The sequence below is a fragment of the Streptomyces tricolor genome, assembly GCF_002155905.1.
GTDB classification, from domain to species: Bacteria; Actinomycetota; Actinomycetes; order Streptomycetales; family Streptomycetaceae; genus Streptomyces; species Streptomyces tricolor.
This window is the reverse complement of sequence record NZ_MUMF01000027.1, coordinates 1-16145: the sequence shown is the minus strand read 5'-3', so window position 1 is coordinate 16145 and position 16145 is coordinate 1. Positions and strand designations below refer to the sequence as shown.

At 73.0% G+C, this 16145-nt stretch carries 14 protein-coding genes; 5 read left to right on the top strand and 9 right to left on the bottom strand.

What is annotated here, in order from left to right; translation table 11 throughout:
• Positions 1–319 precede the first annotated feature (319 nt).
• The gene (locus CCN44_RS02345) at positions 320–1390 is read left to right on the top strand and encodes a C40 family peptidase (RefSeq protein WP_208639693.1); all 1071 of its coding nucleotides are present in this window, start codon (positions 320–322) and stop codon (positions 1388–1390) included.
• A gap of 52 nt (positions 1391–1442) precedes the next feature.
• On the opposite strand, the gene CCN44_RS02340 is transcribed toward CCN44_RS02345, so the two are convergent.
• On the bottom strand, positions 1443–2189 hold the full coding sequence (locus CCN44_RS02340; protein WP_086696725.1) for a LuxR C-terminal-related transcriptional regulator: 747 nt from the start codon (positions 2187–2189) through the stop codon (positions 1443–1445).
• Positions 2186–3475, bottom strand: a complete 1290-nt coding sequence (locus CCN44_RS02335; RefSeq protein ID WP_059255188.1) for an ATP-binding protein — start codon at positions 3473–3475, stop codon at positions 2186–2188. The genes CCN44_RS02340 and CCN44_RS02335 overlap by 4 nt, the downstream gene beginning before the upstream one ends.
• Positions 3476–3696: 221 nt before the next feature.
• Between CCN44_RS02335 and CCN44_RS02330 the strand changes: the two genes are divergently transcribed.
• Positions 3697–5139 carry a PspC domain-containing protein gene (locus CCN44_RS02330; protein ID WP_086696724.1) on the top strand — a complete coding sequence of 481 codons (1443 nt, stop codon included), beginning with the start codon at positions 3697–3699 and terminating at the stop codon, positions 5137–5139.
• Positions 5126–5341 (top strand): hypothetical protein, encoded by a 216-nt coding sequence (locus CCN44_RS02325; RefSeq protein WP_059252169.1) that lies wholly within the window; start codon positions 5126–5128, stop codon positions 5339–5341. The genes CCN44_RS02330 and CCN44_RS02325 overlap by 14 nt, the downstream gene beginning before the upstream one ends.
• Here CCN44_RS02325 and CCN44_RS02320 read toward each other — a convergent pair.
• From CCN44_RS02320 to CCN44_RS02300, 4 genes are all read right to left on the bottom strand, one after another.
• Positions 5332–5859 carry a DoxX family membrane protein gene (locus CCN44_RS02320; protein ID WP_079081110.1) on the bottom strand — a complete coding sequence of 176 codons (528 nt, stop codon included), beginning with the start codon at positions 5857–5859 and terminating at the stop codon, positions 5332–5334. The two genes, CCN44_RS02325 and CCN44_RS02320, sit on opposite strands and share 10 nt — an antisense overlap.
• A gap of 137 nt (positions 5860–5996) precedes the next feature.
• A complete protein-coding gene (locus CCN44_RS02315; protein ID WP_059252167.1) occupies positions 5997–6485 on the bottom strand; it encodes a hypothetical protein in 489 nt (162 codons plus the stop codon).
• A 31-nt stretch (positions 6486–6516) separates the two neighbouring features.
• Positions 6517–7797, bottom strand: a complete 1281-nt coding sequence (locus CCN44_RS02310) for a hypothetical protein (RefSeq protein WP_059252166.1) — start codon at positions 7795–7797, stop codon at positions 6517–6519.
• A gap of 276 nt (positions 7798–8073) precedes the next feature.
• Positions 8074–8868 carry a class II aldolase/adducin family protein gene (locus CCN44_RS02300; RefSeq protein ID WP_059252165.1) on the bottom strand — a complete coding sequence of 265 codons (795 nt, stop codon included), beginning with the start codon at positions 8866–8868 and terminating at the stop codon, positions 8074–8076.
• A gap of 148 nt (positions 8869–9016) precedes the next feature.
• Here CCN44_RS02300 and CCN44_RS02295 point away from each other — a divergent pair, with 148 nt between their 5' ends.
• Entirely contained in the window at positions 9017–9493 is a 477-nt protein-coding gene (locus tag CCN44_RS02295) for a pyridoxamine 5'-phosphate oxidase family protein (protein ID WP_189397415.1), read from the top strand.
• 35 nt (positions 9494–9528) lie between these two features.
• Here CCN44_RS02295 and guaA read toward each other — a convergent pair whose 3' ends face one another.
• On the bottom strand, positions 9529–11109 hold the full coding sequence (guaA, locus tag CCN44_RS02290; RefSeq protein ID WP_059252164.1) for a glutamine-hydrolyzing GMP synthase: 1581 nt from the start codon (positions 11107–11109) through the stop codon (positions 9529–9531).
• A 279-nt stretch (positions 11110–11388) separates the two neighbouring features.
• Here guaA and CCN44_RS02285 point away from each other — a divergent pair, with 279 nt between their 5' ends.
• Positions 11389–11670 carry a chorismate mutase gene (locus tag CCN44_RS02285; protein WP_059252163.1) on the top strand — a complete coding sequence of 94 codons (282 nt, stop codon included), beginning with the start codon at positions 11389–11391 and terminating at the stop codon, positions 11668–11670.
• Between the two features lie 700 nt (positions 11671–12370).
• Here CCN44_RS02285 and CCN44_RS02280 read toward each other — a convergent pair.
• The gene (locus CCN44_RS02280; RefSeq protein ID WP_086696723.1) at positions 12371–14176 is read right to left on the bottom strand and encodes a GMC oxidoreductase; all 1806 of its coding nucleotides are present in this window, start codon (positions 14174–14176) and stop codon (positions 12371–12373) included.
• 41 nt (positions 14177–14217) lie between these two features.
• Positions 14218–15831, bottom strand: a complete 1614-nt coding sequence (locus CCN44_RS02275) for a succinic semialdehyde dehydrogenase (protein ID WP_086696722.1) — start codon at positions 15829–15831, stop codon at positions 14218–14220.
• Between the last annotated feature and the right edge of the window lie 314 nt (positions 15832–16145).

Here is a 16145-nt window from a genome sequence, read left to right as displayed (position 1 = left end):
GCCCACCCCAGCCCCACTTTCCGCCCTTCGGTCACCACGCTCCGTAAAGTCGGCGACTCCCGTCGACCACTGTGGTCACGAACGGTCACATCACGGTCGGTCGAAGCCAGTTCCGTACAGTGCGTTACCGAGCCGTCACCGTCCGGCCTAGCGTCCTCCCCCAGGTGACCGGCTCCTCACCCCGCCCGGACCTGGGGCGGCACGCCGGCCACCACCGCCGAGAAAGGCCCGGCGCCGGCCCGTAGCCCGTGTACGGGCCGACGCCGGGCGTACCGACCGCTCGGTCGTACGAGTCGTACGGAAGGACGTGACGGTTCAGGTGGCAGCCCACCGCAAGCCCCCACAACGCCCGATCAGCGGCCATACGGCCGCCCGGACGGCCGCCACCCTCGCCCTGGCGGGCGCGGCCACCGCGACGGGTTTCGACGGGACGGGACACGCCGAGCCGCACCTGACGCCGACCCAGGTGAAGGCCAAAGTGGACACCCTGTACCGGGAGGCCGAGGCCGCCACCGAGAAGTACAACGGGGTGAAGGAGGAGGCGGACGCGGCCCAGCGGCGGCTCAGCGCACTCCAGGACGAGACCGCCCGCAAGCAGACCAGGCTCAACTCGGCGCGGGAGGCACTGGGTTCGATCGCGGCGGCGCAGTACCGGGACGGCGGCATCGACCCGGCCTGGCAACTGGCCCTCTCCAGCGACCCCGACCGCTACCTGGACGGTGCCGCGTTCGCGGAGCGGGCCGGTGACCGGCAGGCCGCCGCGGTGTCACGGGTACGCCGGCACCTCCGGGAGATCGAGCGGCTGCGCGGTGCCGCGCGCGTCGAACTGAAGTCGCTGCGGTCGCGGCAGGCGGAGCTGAACCGGCAGAAGAAGACCGTCACCGGCAAGCTGGACGAGGCCCGGCGGCTGCTGGCGCGGCTGACTCCGCGGCAGCGGACCGAGGCCACCGGGGCCGACGGCACGGGCGGACGACGCGCCTCCCGGTCGGCCGCGGATCCCCGGGAGCCGCTGGCGCGGGCCGGGTCCGTCCCCGCCCCCACCACACGCGCGGCGGCGGCCGTGGCCTACGCCTACAGCAAGCTCGGCAGCCCCTATGTGTGGGGGGCGACGGGTCCGAACGCCTTCGACTGCTCCGGACTGGTCCTGGCCGCCTACCGCTCCGCCGGCATCTCCCTGCCGCGCACCACCTACGGCCAGATCGGCGCGGGCCGACGGGTCTCCCGCGCCGAACTCCGGCCGGGTGACCTCGTCTTCTTCTACTCCGGGATCTCTCACGTGGGCATCTACGTGGGCAACGGCCGGATGATCCACGCCCCGAACCCGTCGGCGCCGGTCCGGCTGGCCCCGGTCGACCAGATGCCGTTCGCGGGAGCGACCAGGGTGGCGTGAGGGGCGGAGTCGGGTGCGGGCCAGGGCCGGGGCGCGGGGGAGGCCGTAGGGGTCAGACCAGGCGGCGGGCGGTCGCCCAGCGGGTCAGCTCGTGCCGGTTGGACAGCTGGAGCTTGCGCAGGACCGCCGAGACATGAGACTCGACCGTCTTCACCGAGATGAACAGTTGCTTGGCGATCTCCTTGTAGGCGTAGCCTCGGGCGATCAGCCGCAGCACCTCGCGCTCCCGCTGGGTGAGGCGGTCCAGGTCCTCGTCCACCGGCGGCGCGTCGGTGGAGGCGAAGGCGTCCAGCACGAACCCGGCCAGCCGCGGGGAGAAGACGGCGTCGCCCTCCTGGACGCGGAAGATGGAGTCCACCAGGTCGGTGCCGGTGATGGTCTTGGTGACATAGCCCCGGGCGCCGCCGCGGATCACCCCGATCACGTCCTCCGCCGCGTCCGACACGGACAGCGCGAGGAACCGGACGGGCTGTTCGGCGTCCGCCGTCAACGCCGCGCACCGGCGCAGCACTTCGACGCCGCCGCCGCCCGGCAGGTGGACGTCGAGCAGGACCACCTCGGGCCGGGTGGCGGTGATGACCGTGACCGCCTGGTCGACGTCCGCGGCCTCGCCGACCACCTCGACCCCGGTCTCGACGGTCCGGCCGATCTCGGCCTGGACGCCGGTGCGGAACATCCGGTGGTCGTCCACGAGCACCACCCGTACGTGCCGCCCGCCCGCGCCGCCGCCGTCGGGCCGGCCGGACTCGGCCGCCTCCGCCGCTCCAGCCGTGCCGCTCGCCTCGGTCGCGTCGCTCATGACGTCTTCTCCGCCCTCTCCATCTCCAGCTCGACCTCGGTGCCGCCGCCCGGCACCGCCCGCAGCCGGGCCGTGCCGCCGTTGCGCTCCATGCGGCCGATGATCGATTCTCTGACACCCATGCGGTCGGCGGGTATCGCGTCGGGGTCGAAGCCGGGGCCGCGGTCCCGCACGGACACGAAGACCGTCTTCCCCTCGACTTCGGCATAGACCTGTACGGCACCGCCCTCGCCACCGTACTTGGCGGCGTTCACCATCGCCTCGCGCGCGGCCTGCATCTGCGCGCCGGTCTTCTCGTCCAGCGGGCAGTCGCCGACGACCACGACCTCGATGGGCACGCCGTGCTTGTCCTCCACCTCGGCGGCGTTGCGGCGCACCGCCTCGGCGACCGTGTCCGGCTCGTCGGCCTCGTCCTTGCCGGTGCCCTCCGGCTTGTAGAGCCAGGTGCGCAGGTCGCGCTCCTGGGCACGGGCGAGGCGGCGCACCTCGCCCGCGTTGTCGGCGTTGCGCTGGATCAGGGTGAGGGTGTGCAGCACGGAGTCGTGGACGTGCGCGGCGACCTCGGCGCGCTCCTGGGCGCGGATGCGCATCAGCCGCTCCTCGGACAGGTCCTGGGTCATGCGGACCAGGTAGGGACCGGCGAGCAGGGTGATGCCGACGAGGACGGCGAGCGCGGCCTGGAGGACCGCGCCCAGGTGGGCGGCCGAGCCCTGCAGGACGAAGACGGCGGTGACACCGGCCGTGACGAGCAGGACGCCGCCGGCCGTGCGCAGCAGGGTCAGGGTGCGGCGCCGGCGGCCCGCCTCGACCCAGCGGGCCCGGCGGGCGTTGTCCGCCTGACGCCAGACGAGGGCGACACCGGCCGCGACCAGCACGGCGGGCACGAGATAGGCCTTGGTCGCGCTGCCCAGGTTGACGCTGCCCACGAAGACCATGGACACGATGACCATGAGGAGCAGGGCGGCGATCTGGCCCCGGTCCGGCTTGCGGGCCACCAGTCTGCGGCGGCCGTCCGGCGAGGTCTCCGTGCCCACCAGCGAGCGCTTCTGGTCGCCGACGCCGCCGATGCCGAGCGGGACGAAGAACCAGAAGGCGGCGTACAGCAGCGCTCCGAGTCCGTCGGCCATGAACAGGCCGACGAAGGCGAGCCGCACCCAGACGACGGGCAGTCCGAGATGCCCGGCGAGGCCCCGCGCCACTCCGCCGAGCCAGCGTCCGTCGCTGCTGCGGTAGAGCTTGCGCGGTGGCCGCGGGTCGTCGAGTGGCAGGGGTGCGGCTTCCGGCATGCCAACGATGGTCACACGGCCGGCCGGGCGGAGCATCAGGGTCGGCCCCCGAGACGCCCCTGATCTTCCACGGGGGCCGGTCCGGGTCGGCGGGCCGGGCGGCGGTCCGCGGCGGTCCGTGCCGGTCGAACGCTTCCCCGCCCCGTCTCAGGGCCGATTTCAGGGTTGGCCCAGGGTCGTCCCGACTGCCGCGGGGGCGGCCGGGCCGTCACCATGGACGCATGACCGATCACGAGCACGCCGCGACGGGTCCGGGACCCGGCACCGGCCCGCGCCCGGCCCCGGGCACCGGGCCGGCGGATGCCGCGCCCGCCGCGACGGAGGAGACGGGCGCGGCCGGCACCGGCACGCACTCCCCCGCCGACGAGCCCGAGCAGCGGGCGGGCGGCGAAGTTCCCGACCGGTTCCGGCGCGACCGCGAGCACAAGATGATCGCGGGCGTGTGCGCGGGACTCGGCCGGCAGACCGACATGGACCCGGTGATCTTCCGGATCACGCTCGCCGTGCTGTCCGCGACCGGCGGCCTGGGCCTCATCTTCTACGGCTTCGCCTGGCTCCTGGTGCCGTACGAGGACGAGGAGGAGAACGAGCTGCGCAAGCTGTTCACGGGCCGGGTCGACGGCCAGGCGCTGGCCGCCGTGCTGTTCGCGCTGGTCGGCTGCGGGACCTTCCTGACCATGCTGAGGAACGGCGGGGTGCTGGCGTTCGCCACGGTGCTCTCGCTGCTGCTCGCGGGGGCCGGGTACTGGTCGCGGCGCCGTGGCGCCCCCGACCCCGATCCGCTGGCCGCGCAGGCCGCGGCCGACGCCCCGCCGGAGGCCCAGGCGCCGCCGGTGGTCACCACCTACCCCTCCTGGTGGCGGGACCCGATCGTCAAGGACGGCACCCATGTCGGCGGGACCGGCTATCTGTGGGGGCCGGGCGACGCCCGCGAGCGGGATCTCACCTCCGTCGTGGACGTCGGGATCGCCACCCCGTGGACGCACCAGGGGGCGATACAGCCGCCGCGCGCCGCGCCGGCGAGACCGCGCGGCCCGCGCTGGATCGGCGGCTGGGTGTTCCTGCTGGCCCTGCTGGCGGGTGGCCTGGGCACCGGGCACGGCTGGCACACGCAGCCGCTGGGCACGAGCCTGCAGACCGGTCTGGCGTGCGCGCTGGCGGTGTTCGGGCTGGGCATCGCCCTCAGCGCGGTCCTGGGGCGGACCGGGGCCGGGACGGTGTTCCTGGCCCTGGTCACGGCGGCGCTGCTCGCCGGGGCGGCGGCCCTGCCCCGGGACATCACCGCCGACTGGCGGGAGACCTCCTGGACGCCGGCCGCGGCGGCCCAGCTGCGGTCCGGGTACGACCTCGGCACCGGGCGGGGCACTCTGGATCTGACCCGGGTGCGTCCCGGCGAGGGGCAGACGGTCTCGACGGACGCCCGGGTGGGTGCGGGGCAGCTGAAGGTGGTCGTGCCGGCGGACGCGACGGTGCGGATGAGCATCGATGTGGGGGTGGGCGACATCCGGTTGCCCGGGGACAGCGGAAAGGACGTGGACGTGCAGCCGGGCAGGCACAAGGAGGTGACGCTGAGGCCGGCCGCGGGTGCCGGGAAGACCGGCACGCTGGATCTCACGCTCGGCGTCGGAGTGGGACAGGTGGAGGTCAGCCGTGCTGCGTCATGAGTTCCAGCCGGGGAAGCTGGTCGCCGGGCTCTTCCTGACCGCCACCGGTGTGGTCTACGCGGGGGAGGCGGGCGGTCTGTGGGACGTCCCGTGGTTCGTGGTCGTACCGCTGGTCGTGGGCGGGCTCTGTCTGGCCGGTGCCACGGCGACGCTGACCCGGGGGATACGCGGACGGGGTGGCGCGGAGGGCGGTCAGAGGTAGCCGCCGACCCGGCGGCGACGATCCCGCCAGGCCGCGTCCACGGAGAGGTAGGGGGCGCCGGCGAGGATCAGGGGGAGCCAGGCCATCAGGTAGGCGAGGTCGTTGCCGTAGTAGTAGGGGGTGGTCGCCCAGCTCACCGTCAGCCAGAGGCTGAGCGAGATCAGCGCGCCGCCGAGTGCGGCCAGCCGGCCGAGCAGTCCGAGCAGGGTGCCGATGCCGACGGCCAGCTCGCCGAGGGCCATGGCGTAGCCGAAGCCGACCGGGCTCTTCAGGGCCAGGTCGACCAGGGCCGGGAGCGCGGCGGAGTCGCGGGCCGCGCGCATGGTGTCGCCGATCGAGCCGGCGCCGCCGGCCTGCATGAACGCGCTGTCGGTGAGCTTGTCCAGGCCGGCGTAGAGGAAGGTGACGCCCAGGAAGACGCGCAGCGGCAGCAGGGCGTAGTGGGTGGCGGTGTCCCGCCAGGTGGGAGGGCCGCTCAGCCCGGTGGTGTGGGTCTCGGTCCGCATGCCATGAGTCATCGCCCAAGTCGCCTCTCGCCCGCCGTGCCCCCTCGATTGACCATACGTATGGCGATGGGGGCGGGTTCAATCCTCTCCCGGATGATTTTCCGGATTTCGGCGCTGGGCGCGAGCCGCGCGCGGCAGGTGGGGGTGTGTCAGATCCGGGCCAGGATCTGCCGTACGGGATGGCCGAGGGTGCGGCCCACGGCAGCCAGTTCGCCGGAGGTGAGGGAGGAGCACTGCGGGTTCCAGGCGGCGATCTCGAAGCGGGCGAAACCGCACGGCCCGTCGTAGTCCAACCGGTCCAGGGATGTGGGGGTGGTGCAGCAGGGAGTGGTCACGTCGAGGGTGGGCAGGCCGTCGCCCCGCTCGTCGCATGCGTCGAGCAGGTTCCGGTACCACTCGGGGTCGATGGGGCCGTCGCAGTGGGGGCAGCGGATGCTCGTCAGGTACTGGCCGCAGTCGACCGGGGTGAGGGACTCGTGCCAGTCGACGTCCAGTTCGACGGCGTCGGGGTCGGCGTGGTCGCCGTCGGCTGAGCCGGAGACCAGTTCGAGGACCAGGGCCGCGGCGCGGTCGGCGGCGTCGGGGGCCGGCTGCCAGTACGGATCCGTCGGTATCACCGACAGAACGTTCTCGCTCATCGGTCCGCCGCTCCCCCGGCAAGGTGATCGTTCACTCCGTCACCTGGACGATACACCGGTTGGTCGCCACCCCGGCCGCGGTGACCACCTGCACCTCCACCGAGCCCGGCTCGACCTCGGCCGGTACGGGCACGGTCAGGGCGTTGTCCGTGGGGTTGCGGAAGCCGCCCGCGACGGGGACCAGGGGGACGTGGACGTCGACCGCGCCGATGCGGACGACCATGCGGGAGAGCCGGTCGGCGGTCTGCGCGCCGGGCGGGACGAAACCGCTGCCGCGGATCTCGATGTCGTCGCCGGTGCGGATCGGGCCGTCCAGGTCGCCGGGTTCACGGGCGCGGACCACGGAGAGGATCACCGGCCGGCCGCCCTCGGCGTACTTGCCGGCCAGATAGGTCGCGGCCGAGATCAGCACGACCACCGCCAGGCCCCAGGGCAGGTCGGGCAGCTGGTCGGGGCGGCGGGCCAGCCGTACGGCGGCGAACAGCAGGGCGACGGCGCTGATGGCGACGTACTGGATGTCGGCGAAGGCGCCCCGGCCGGAGTCGTCGGTGAGCAGGTCGGCGGCGCGCGGGCGGTGGGCGGGCACCTTCTGCAGCCGCTGGGCGAGGACGCGCAGGCCCACCACCCGGCGGACCAGGACGGCGATGCCGCACACCACGGCGAGGACGGTCACCACGCCCGCGCCGCGCGCCAGATCGAGGCCGGAGATCAGCGCGTCGCGTTCGGCGTGGCCGGAGGCGGCGGCGAGGCGGACGGCCAGCAGCAGGACGGCGTATCCGACGAACAGCACCCAGCAGGCGGCGACGGTACGGGAGGTGGAGATGCGGTTGTCCTCACCGATGACCGGGGCGAGCGCTCCGCCGCGCGCCCGGTGGAAGAAGCAGGCGGCGGTCAGCGCCCCGGCGACGGCCAGCGCGGCGAGCAGGGCCGCGGTGCGGGCGCCGGTCCAGCCCGCGCCGATCGCGGTGAGCGCCTCGGCGAGCAGCAGCAGGGTGACCGCGCCCCACACGGCGCACACCGTCCGCAGCCAGAGCCGGGCGAGCCAGGCCGCGCCCTCGGCCCGGCCCTGTTCGGCGACGGCCTCGGCCCGCTGGGTCAGTTCCTCGGAGACCCATTGGCGGGACGCCGAGGCGGAGTGCGCCACGGCCGCCGGCAGTCCCCGGCCGGCGGCGAACTCGTCGCGCCGGCGCAGGAACGCGGCGACGGCCCGCCGGTGTCCCTCGCGGGCGCCGTGCGGGCAGTCCCCGCAGGTGCAGCCGCCCTCGTGGACGCCCTCGGCACCCAGGTCCCCTCTCGCCTCCTGCACCGCCACGCCCGACGCCCGCCTTCCCCACGACCTGCTGATCCGGCCGGCGGCACCTCGGTGCGCACGACGGCCGGGCAACTCCCCTGTGATGACAGCGAATTGTGCCCTACGTGGAGCCGTTCGGGGCGGCCGGGCGGGGTCACCGCGGGTGAAGCCGGGACCGCCGTGTTGACCCGGTGGCGTGAACCCCCGGATCAGCGAGGCCGGCCGGCGAACGACGGCCGGGGCCCCGGCCGCGCGGCACGCGGTGCGGTCGGCATGGTCGGCGCGGTCGGCGCGGTGTCAGCTGAGCAGGTCCGGTTCGCTGCGGCTGATGTCCTGCCACAGCGGCTGGTAGTTGATCCAGGCCACCAGGTCGCCGCCGAGCTGTTCGCGGGTGGCGACGGCGAGCTTGTGGTCGATGAGCACCGGCCGGCCCGCCGCCTTCGCCAGCAGCTGCACCTGGCAGGAGCGGTCCAGGGACAGGAACCACCAGGCCGCAGCGTCCACCGAGTCGCCGACGGTGAGCAGGCCGTGGTTGCGCAGCACGAGCGCCTTGCGGGAGCCCAGGGCGGCGGCGATCCGGCGGCCCTCCCCGGTGTCCACGGTGACGCCGGTGTAGGAGTCGTAGAGGGCGATGTCCTCGTAGAAGGCGCAGCTCTCCTGGGTGAGGGGGTCGATGAGGTCGCCGAGGGCGGCGAGGGCGCGGCCGTGCACGGAGTGGCAGTGCGCGACGGCGACGACGTCGGGCCGGGCGGCGTGCACCTGGGCGTGCACGGTGAAGGCGGCCTGGTTGACGTGGTAGCGGCCCTCGACGACCTGCCCGTCCTGGTTGACGAGGACGAGATCGCCGACGGTGACGTGCTTGAACGGCATCCCGAACGGGTTGACCCAGAAGCAGTCGGTGAACTCCGGGTCCCGGGCCGTGATGTGCCCCGACACGCCGTCCTCGAACCCGGCCCGTCCGAAGATGCGCAGGGCGCCCGCGAGCCGCTCCTTGCGGTGCCGGCGTTCGTCCTCGGCCGACTCGTGCATCGGCGGCATGGCGAACTGCAGCCGGTCGGTGGGCAGCGGCAGGGGCGGGGTCGGCCCGTGCATGGAACCTCCCGTACGGGGACTGCGGTACGGCCGGAAGGTACCGTCGGCCGGTGCAAAAGGGCAGAGCTGTTCTGTAAAGATGCCGTGCGCTGCCCATACCCGACAGAAGATGTCGGGATTCCCGGTGAGACTGACCCCCATGACCCGCATGACCCGCATGAACTGGGCGGCCTTCACCACCGCCGCACCCGAACTGGCGAAGATCACGGAAGAGCGCTTCGGCGCGTACCGGCACCATGTCCTCGCGACCCTCCGCAAGGACGGCTCGCCCCGCACCTGCGGGATCGAGGTCCGCTTCCTGGCCGGGGAGCTGTGGCTCGGCATGATGCCGGGCTCCCGCAAGGCCCTCGACCTGCGCCGCGATCCGCGTTTCACGCTCCAGGCCAATCCCGGCGACGGCACGGACATGGGCGGCGGAGACGTCCGGATCGGCGGACGGGCGTACGAGGTCGAGGACGGCGAGGCCAAGGCCGCGTACGTGAAAGAGGTGGAACCGCCGCAGCCGTTCCACCTCTTCCGCACCGAGCTGACGGAGGTCGTACGGACCTGCGTCGAGGACGACACGTATCTGGTCACCCAGGTCTGGAAGCCCGGTGAGCCGGTGCGCACGCTCAGGCGCACCTGACGCCTAGCGCCCGGCGCCCGGCGGCACCCCGGGGCCTACTCCCACTCGATGGTCCCCGGGGGCTTGCTCGTCACGTCGAGGACGACGCGGTTGACGTCCCGGACCTCGTTGGTGATCCGGGTGGAGATGCGGGCCAGGACGTCGTACGGCAGGCGCGACCAGTCGGCCGTCATGGCGTCCTCGGAGGAGACCGGGCGCAGGACGACCGGGTGGCCGTAGGTGCGGCCGTCGCCCTGGACGCCCACGCTGCGCACGTCGGCGAGCAGGACCACCGGGCACTGCCAGATGTCGCGGTCCAGGCCGGCCGCGGTCAGCTCCTCGCGGGCGATGGCGTCGGCCTCGCGGAGCAGGTCCAGCCGCTCCTTCGTCACCTCGCCGACGATCCGGATGCCCAGGCCCGGGCCGGGGAACGGCTGGCGCTGGACGATCTCCTCCGGCAGGCCCAGCTCCTTGCCGACCATCCGGACCTCGTCCTTGAACAGCTTGCGCAGCGGCTCGATCAGCTTGAACTCGAGGTCCTCGGGCAGGCCGCCGACGTTGTGGTGCGACTTGATGTTGGCGGTGCCGGTGCCGCCGCCGGACTCGACCACGTCCGGGTAGAGGGTGCCCTGGACCAGGAACTCCACGGCCGGGCCCTCGTCCGCGATGATCTCGGCCTGCGCCTGCTCGAAGACGCGGATGAACTCGCGGCCGATGATCTTCCGCTTCTCCTCGGGGTCGGTGACCCCGGCGAGCGCCTTCAGGAACCGCTCCTCCGCGTCGACGACCTTCAGCTGGACGCCGGTGGCCGCGACGAAGTCCTTCTCGACCTGCTCGGTCTCGCCCTTGCGCATCAGGCCGTGGTCGACGTAGACGCAGGTCAGCTGGGAGCCGATGGCCTTCTGGACGAGGGCGGCGGCGACGGCGGAGTCCACGCCGCCGGACAGGCCGCAGATCGCGCGCTTGTCGCCGACCAGCTCGCGGATCGCCTCGACCTGCTCCTCGATCACGTTGCCGGTGGTCCAGTTGGGCCGCAGGCCGGCACCGCGGTACAGGAAGTGCTCCAGCACCTGCTGGCCGTGCGTGGAGTGCATGACCTCGGGGTGGTACTGGACGCCGTAGAGCTTCTTGTCGTCGTTCTCGAACGCGGCGACCGGGACGACGTCCGTGGACGCGGTCACGGTGAAGCCCTCGGGGGCGGCGGAGCAGGCGTCGCCGTGCGACATCCACACGTGCTGCTCGTCCGGGGTGCCCTCGAAGAGGGTGGAGGAGTTCCGGGAGACGTGCAGGTCGGTGCGGCCGTACTCGCGGGCGCCGGTGTTGTCGACGGTGCCGCCGAGGCTCTGCGCCATGAGCTGGAAGCCGTAGCACATGCCGAAGACGGGGACGCCGGCCTCGAAGATCTCACGGTCGAGGGTGGGGGCGCCCTCCTCGTACACGGACGAGGGGCCGCCGGAGAGGATGATCGCCGCGGGGTTCTTGGCGAGCATCTCGGCGACCGGCATGGTGCTGGGCACGATCTCGCTGTAGACCCGCGCCTCGCGGACGCGTCGGGCGATGAGCTGGGCGTACTGCGCGCCGAAGTCGACGACCAGGACGGTGTCGGGGGTGGCGGCAGACTGGGTCGCTGATGACACGGGGTGCCTTCTGGTGGTCGGGCGGGGGCCTGTGCTTCCGATTCTAACGGGGTGGCCGCGGCACCTCCGAGGGAAGCCGCCGTGGCATACTGACCGCATGCGCAAGCACTCGACCTTTGTCTTTACCTATGGCATCCGGCCCGCCGGCTGCCATGGTCGTGCTGCTTGAGCTGACGCCAAGCGACTTCCCAGGCGCCCCGGGCCGACAAGGCCCAGGGCGCCTGTCGTTTTCCGGGCCGTGTCGTCTCCGGGGCCCTCATCCCACCGAGGAGCCCCGACATGACCGCCACCGCACCGGACACCGCACCCGCCACCGCACCGGAAGCGATCATCGCCGACGCCCGTGAGCGCATCGACGCGCTCGACGACCGGATCATCGGCCTCATCCAGGAACGGATGGCCGTCTCCGCCGTCGTCCAGCAGACCCGGATCGCCTCCGGCGGGCGCCGGGTGCACCTGTCCCGGGAGATGGAGATCCTCGCCCGCTACCGGGACGCCCTCGGCAAGCCCGGCACCGCCCTCGCCATGACCCTGCTGGAGCTGAGCCGGGGTCGTATCTGAGTTCGGCCCCGCTCTCACCCGTACGGCGCCGTGACCGGCCCGCGCACCGCTTCGTTGAGGGGGGTGTCCGTGCCAGCCAGGGGCGGGCCCGAGAGAACCACGCGTGGCTCGCTGGAGCGATGAGGCGTACGGGTCGTGCCGTACGCCGTGGGACCTCGCTCCAGGAAGTGACCGGACGGCAGGGGACAGCAGCCCGGTCACCCAAGAATGGCCGGCTCCGGGGACGCCCGGGGCCGGCCGGCGGAAAACTGCAGACAGGCCACAGGGCACACGAACAAGCGGCGCAACCCCCCGGCGCCGCTCCCGGGCACCGGCGCTGCCCTGACGCCGGTGCTGACCGAGAGAAGGGCCCCGCGGCCTCTCCGCCCCGCGGGGCCCTTCGTCATGCCCGCGGCCGGAGACCCGTACCGCCACGCCCGCACCTACGCCCACGCCCGGAAAACGCACGCCTCGCCGCGGCCGGACACCCGCCTCACCCTGCCCGCGGCAGCCCCCGCCTCGCCCTGCTCCGGCCCCGCCTCGTGCCGCCCGCGGCCGGGCACCTCCGCAGGCCACCCCGAATGTGACTCGCCTCACAGGAAATTCCCGGACGGCCGGAGCAACCCTTCCCGCTTTTCGCTGATCAAACCTGCGAGATCAAGAAAACGGTGAGAGGGACCTGCCTTCGGAGGGGGAGGCAGGTCCCTCTCCGCCGTTGCGGTCACTTCTTCGGCGGTACCGCCGGCATCCCCAGGAACGGCAGCCGCAGCGCGCCGAACGCGTCCGCCGGCACCGCCGGGGCCTGCGGCTCCACCGGCTTGAGCCGCTCGTAGGCCGCTCCCGGCGCCGGCCGCGGGTCCTCCTCGCCCTTGTTCGGCCAGAACGACATCGCCCGCTCGGCCTGCGCGGTGATCGTCAGCGAGGGGTTCACGCCCAGGTTCGCCGAGACCGCGGCGCCGTCCACGACCGAGATGCCGGGGTGGCCGTAGAGCCGGTGGTACGGGTCGATCACGCCCGTCTCCGGGGAGTCGCCGATGGGGCAGCCGCCCAGGAAGTGCGCGGTGAGCGGGGTGCCCATCAGTTCGCCGACGTTGCTGCCGGCGAAGCCGTTGATCTCGGCGGCGAGCGCGGAGGCGGCCTCGGTCGCGGCCCGGATCTGCTTGGGGTTCGGCGCGCCGTGCCCCTGCCGGGCGGTGAGCAGGCCCTTGCCCACGCCGCCGGGCTTCAGATACGTGGTCAGCGAGTTGTCCAGGGACTGCATGACCAAGCCGATGATGGTCCGCTCCGACCAGCGCCAGTTGGACAGCGAACGGGCGACCAGCAGCGGGTGCCGGGCGGCGTTCGCCAGCCAGCCGAGCACGCGCGAGGAGCCCTCCGCGTAGGGCACCTGGAGGATCGACAGGCCGCCCATCGAGTTGGAGCCCTTGCCGTAGCGGACCGGCTCGATGTGGGTGTTCTCGTCGGGATGGATCGAGGAGGTGATGGCGACGCCCCGGGTGAAGTCGGTCTTGGGCCGGCCGGTCGCTCTGCGGTAGCGGCGGTTGTCGGTCTGGGCGCCGACCAGCGCCTCGGAGTTGGTGCGGGTGAGGTCGCCGAGCCGGGCGGACAGGTACGGCAGCTGACCGCCGGCCTTCATGCGGTGCAGCAGGGTCTGGGTGCCGTAGGTGCCGGCCGCGAGGACCACCTTGCGGGCGGTGAAGAGCCGGCCCTCGCCCTTCCTCTTCCGGTCGGTCGGCAGGGTCGCCACCGCGTAGCCGCCCCGCGAGTCGTCGGTGACGGACACGACCGTCGTCATCGGGTGGACGACCGCGCCCGCCTTCTCGGCGAGGTACAGGTAGTTCTCGTTGAGGGTGTTCTTCGCGCCGTGCCGGCAGCCGGTCATGCATTCGCCGCACTCGGTGCAGGCGTTGCGGGCGGGGCCGGCGCCCCCGAAGTACGGGTCGTCCACCCGCTCGCCGGGCCGGGCCTTCGCCGTGCCGTCGGCGTCCTTGCCGTCGCCGAAGAACACGCCCACCGGGGCGAGGTGGAAGGTGTCGCCGACGCCCATCCGCTGTGCCGCCGCCTTCAGGTGGACGTCGGAGGGGGTCATGGTGGGGTTGAGCCGGACGCCGAGCATGCGCCGGGCCTGGTCGTAGTACGGCTTCAACTCCTCCTGCCAGTCGGTGATGTGCCGCCACTGGGGGTCGTCGAAGAAGGCCCTGGGCGGTACGTAGAGGGTGTTGGCGTAGTTGAGCGAGCCGCCGCCGACGCCCGCGCCGGCCAGCACCATCACATTGCCCAGCAGGTGGATCCGCTGGATGCCGAACATGCCGAGCCTCGGGGCCCAGAGGTAGTTCTTCAGGTCCCAGGAGTTCTTGGGCAGCGTGGCGCGGGTGAAGCGGCGTCCGGCCTCCAGCACGCCGACCCTGTACCCCTTCTCGGTGAGACGGAGGGCGGACACCGAGCCGCCGAACCCCGATCCGACGACGATCACGTCGTAGTCGTACCCGTCCTCGTCCCGGGTCTGGACAGACTTCTCCTGCGACACGTGCTCTCCTCGTTGAGAACGGGGTGCTTCCTGGCGTGCTTCTAGCGGAACCGGAAGGCCTTCATGAGCTTGAGGCTCGTGCTCATGAAGCGGGCGTAGGACTCGTCGTCCATCCCCAGCGACGGCGCCATCGGCAGCAGCCGCTGCTGGGCCACCGTCTGGGCCTCGGTGTACTTGAGGATGCCCTCGGAGCCGTGGCGGCGGCCGAGGCCGGAGTCCTTCATGCCGCCCATCGGGGACTGGACGCTGCCGTAGGCGGGGGCGTAGCCCTCGTTGACGTTGACCGTGCCGGTGCGCAGGCGGGCCGCGACGTCCCGGCCGCGGCGGGCGTTCGTCGTCCACACGGAGGCGTTCAGGCCGTACGGCGTGGCGTTGGCGCGGTCGACGGCCTCCTCGTCGCTCGTGAAGCGGTAGACCGAGACGACCGGGCCGAAGGTCTCCTCCTCGCAGACGGCCATGGACTCCGCCACGCCGTCCAGGATGGTGGGCTCGAAGAAGTAGGGGCCGATGTCGGGGCGGGCCGCCCCGCCCGCGACGACCTTCGCGCCCTTGGCGACGGCCTCCTGCACATGCCGTTCGACGGTCTTCAGCTGGCGTTCGCCGACCAGTGAGCCCATGTCGGCGCCGTAGGCGAGGGAGTTGCCGAGGCGCATGGCCCGGGTGCGGGCGGCGAACCGCTCCAGGAAGGCGTCGGCGACGGACTCGTGGACGTAGAGCCGCTCGATGGAGATGCAGAGCTGGCCGGCCGAGGAGAAGCAGGCGCGTACGGCGCCGGCGGCGGCCTTCTCGATGTCGGCGTCGTCCAGCACCAGCATGGCGTTCTTGCCGCCGAGTTCGAGGGAGACACCGACCAGGCGGGAGGCGGCGCCGACGGCCACCTCGCGGCCGGTGCGGGTGGAGCCGGTGAAGGAGACGTAGTCGGCGTGCTTGACCACCTCGGGGCCGACGACGGGGCCCTCGCCGAGGACGATCTGGAAGACACCGTCGGGCAGGCCGGCCTCGATGAGCAGGTCGCGGGCCCACAGCGCGGTGAGGCAGGTCTCGGTGTCCGGCTTCATCACGACGGCGTTGCCGGCGACGAAGGCGGGCAGGGCGTCGCCGACGGACAGCTCCAGCGGGTAGTTCCAGGGCGCGATCTGGCCCACGACCCCGCGCGGGTGGCGGAGTTCGGTGACCTTCGTCAGGGCCGGTATGGCGCCCGCGTGCCGCTTCGGCTTCAGGTACGCGGCGGCCCGGCGGCCGTAGTGGCGGGCCGCGACGGCGACGGCCTGCACCTCCTCGTGCGCGTGCAGGCGGGCCTTGCCGGTCTCCAGCTGGACCAGGTCGAGGACTTCGGCCTGCCGGTCCAGCAGCAGGTCGTGGAAGCGGAGCAGGACGGCGGCGCGCTGCCGGACCGGGGTCTTCGCCCACACGGCCTGGGCGGCGCGGGCCGCCTCGAAGGCCCTGCCGACGTCCTCGGGGGTGGACTCGGGCAGGTCGGCCAGCTTCTCGCCGGTGAACGGGGTGTGGTTGGCGGTGCGGCCGGAGCCGACGACGCCCTTGGTGAGCCGGGCCACCAACTCCGGGGTGACCACGTCGGCGGCGGTGCGGGCGCCTTCGGGGGCGGGCGCGAGCGGGTTGGTACCGGCGATGTCCGGGGCCTGCGTGTCCGTCATGACGCGCAGGGTATGCCGCGGCGGGGGCTTTGTGTACCCGTCGGTAACGCGGATTCACGGACCGCTCACATACTGCCAGTGATCACTGGCAGCAAACGCGCTGATCAGGGCGTTGAGGGGGCGGTCGCAGGCGCGGGGACAGGAGGATCAGTCGGGTTCGGATTTTCTGGCGAGGAGCAGTCCGAGGGCGCCGAGGGGGGTTCGGCGGGGCGCCGGCGCGGGCACGGACGCGCGCTCGGTGCGGGGCGCGGACTCGGTGCCGGGCGCGGACTCGTGAGCAGGCGCGGACTCGTGAGCAGGGGTGGGTGCGGGAG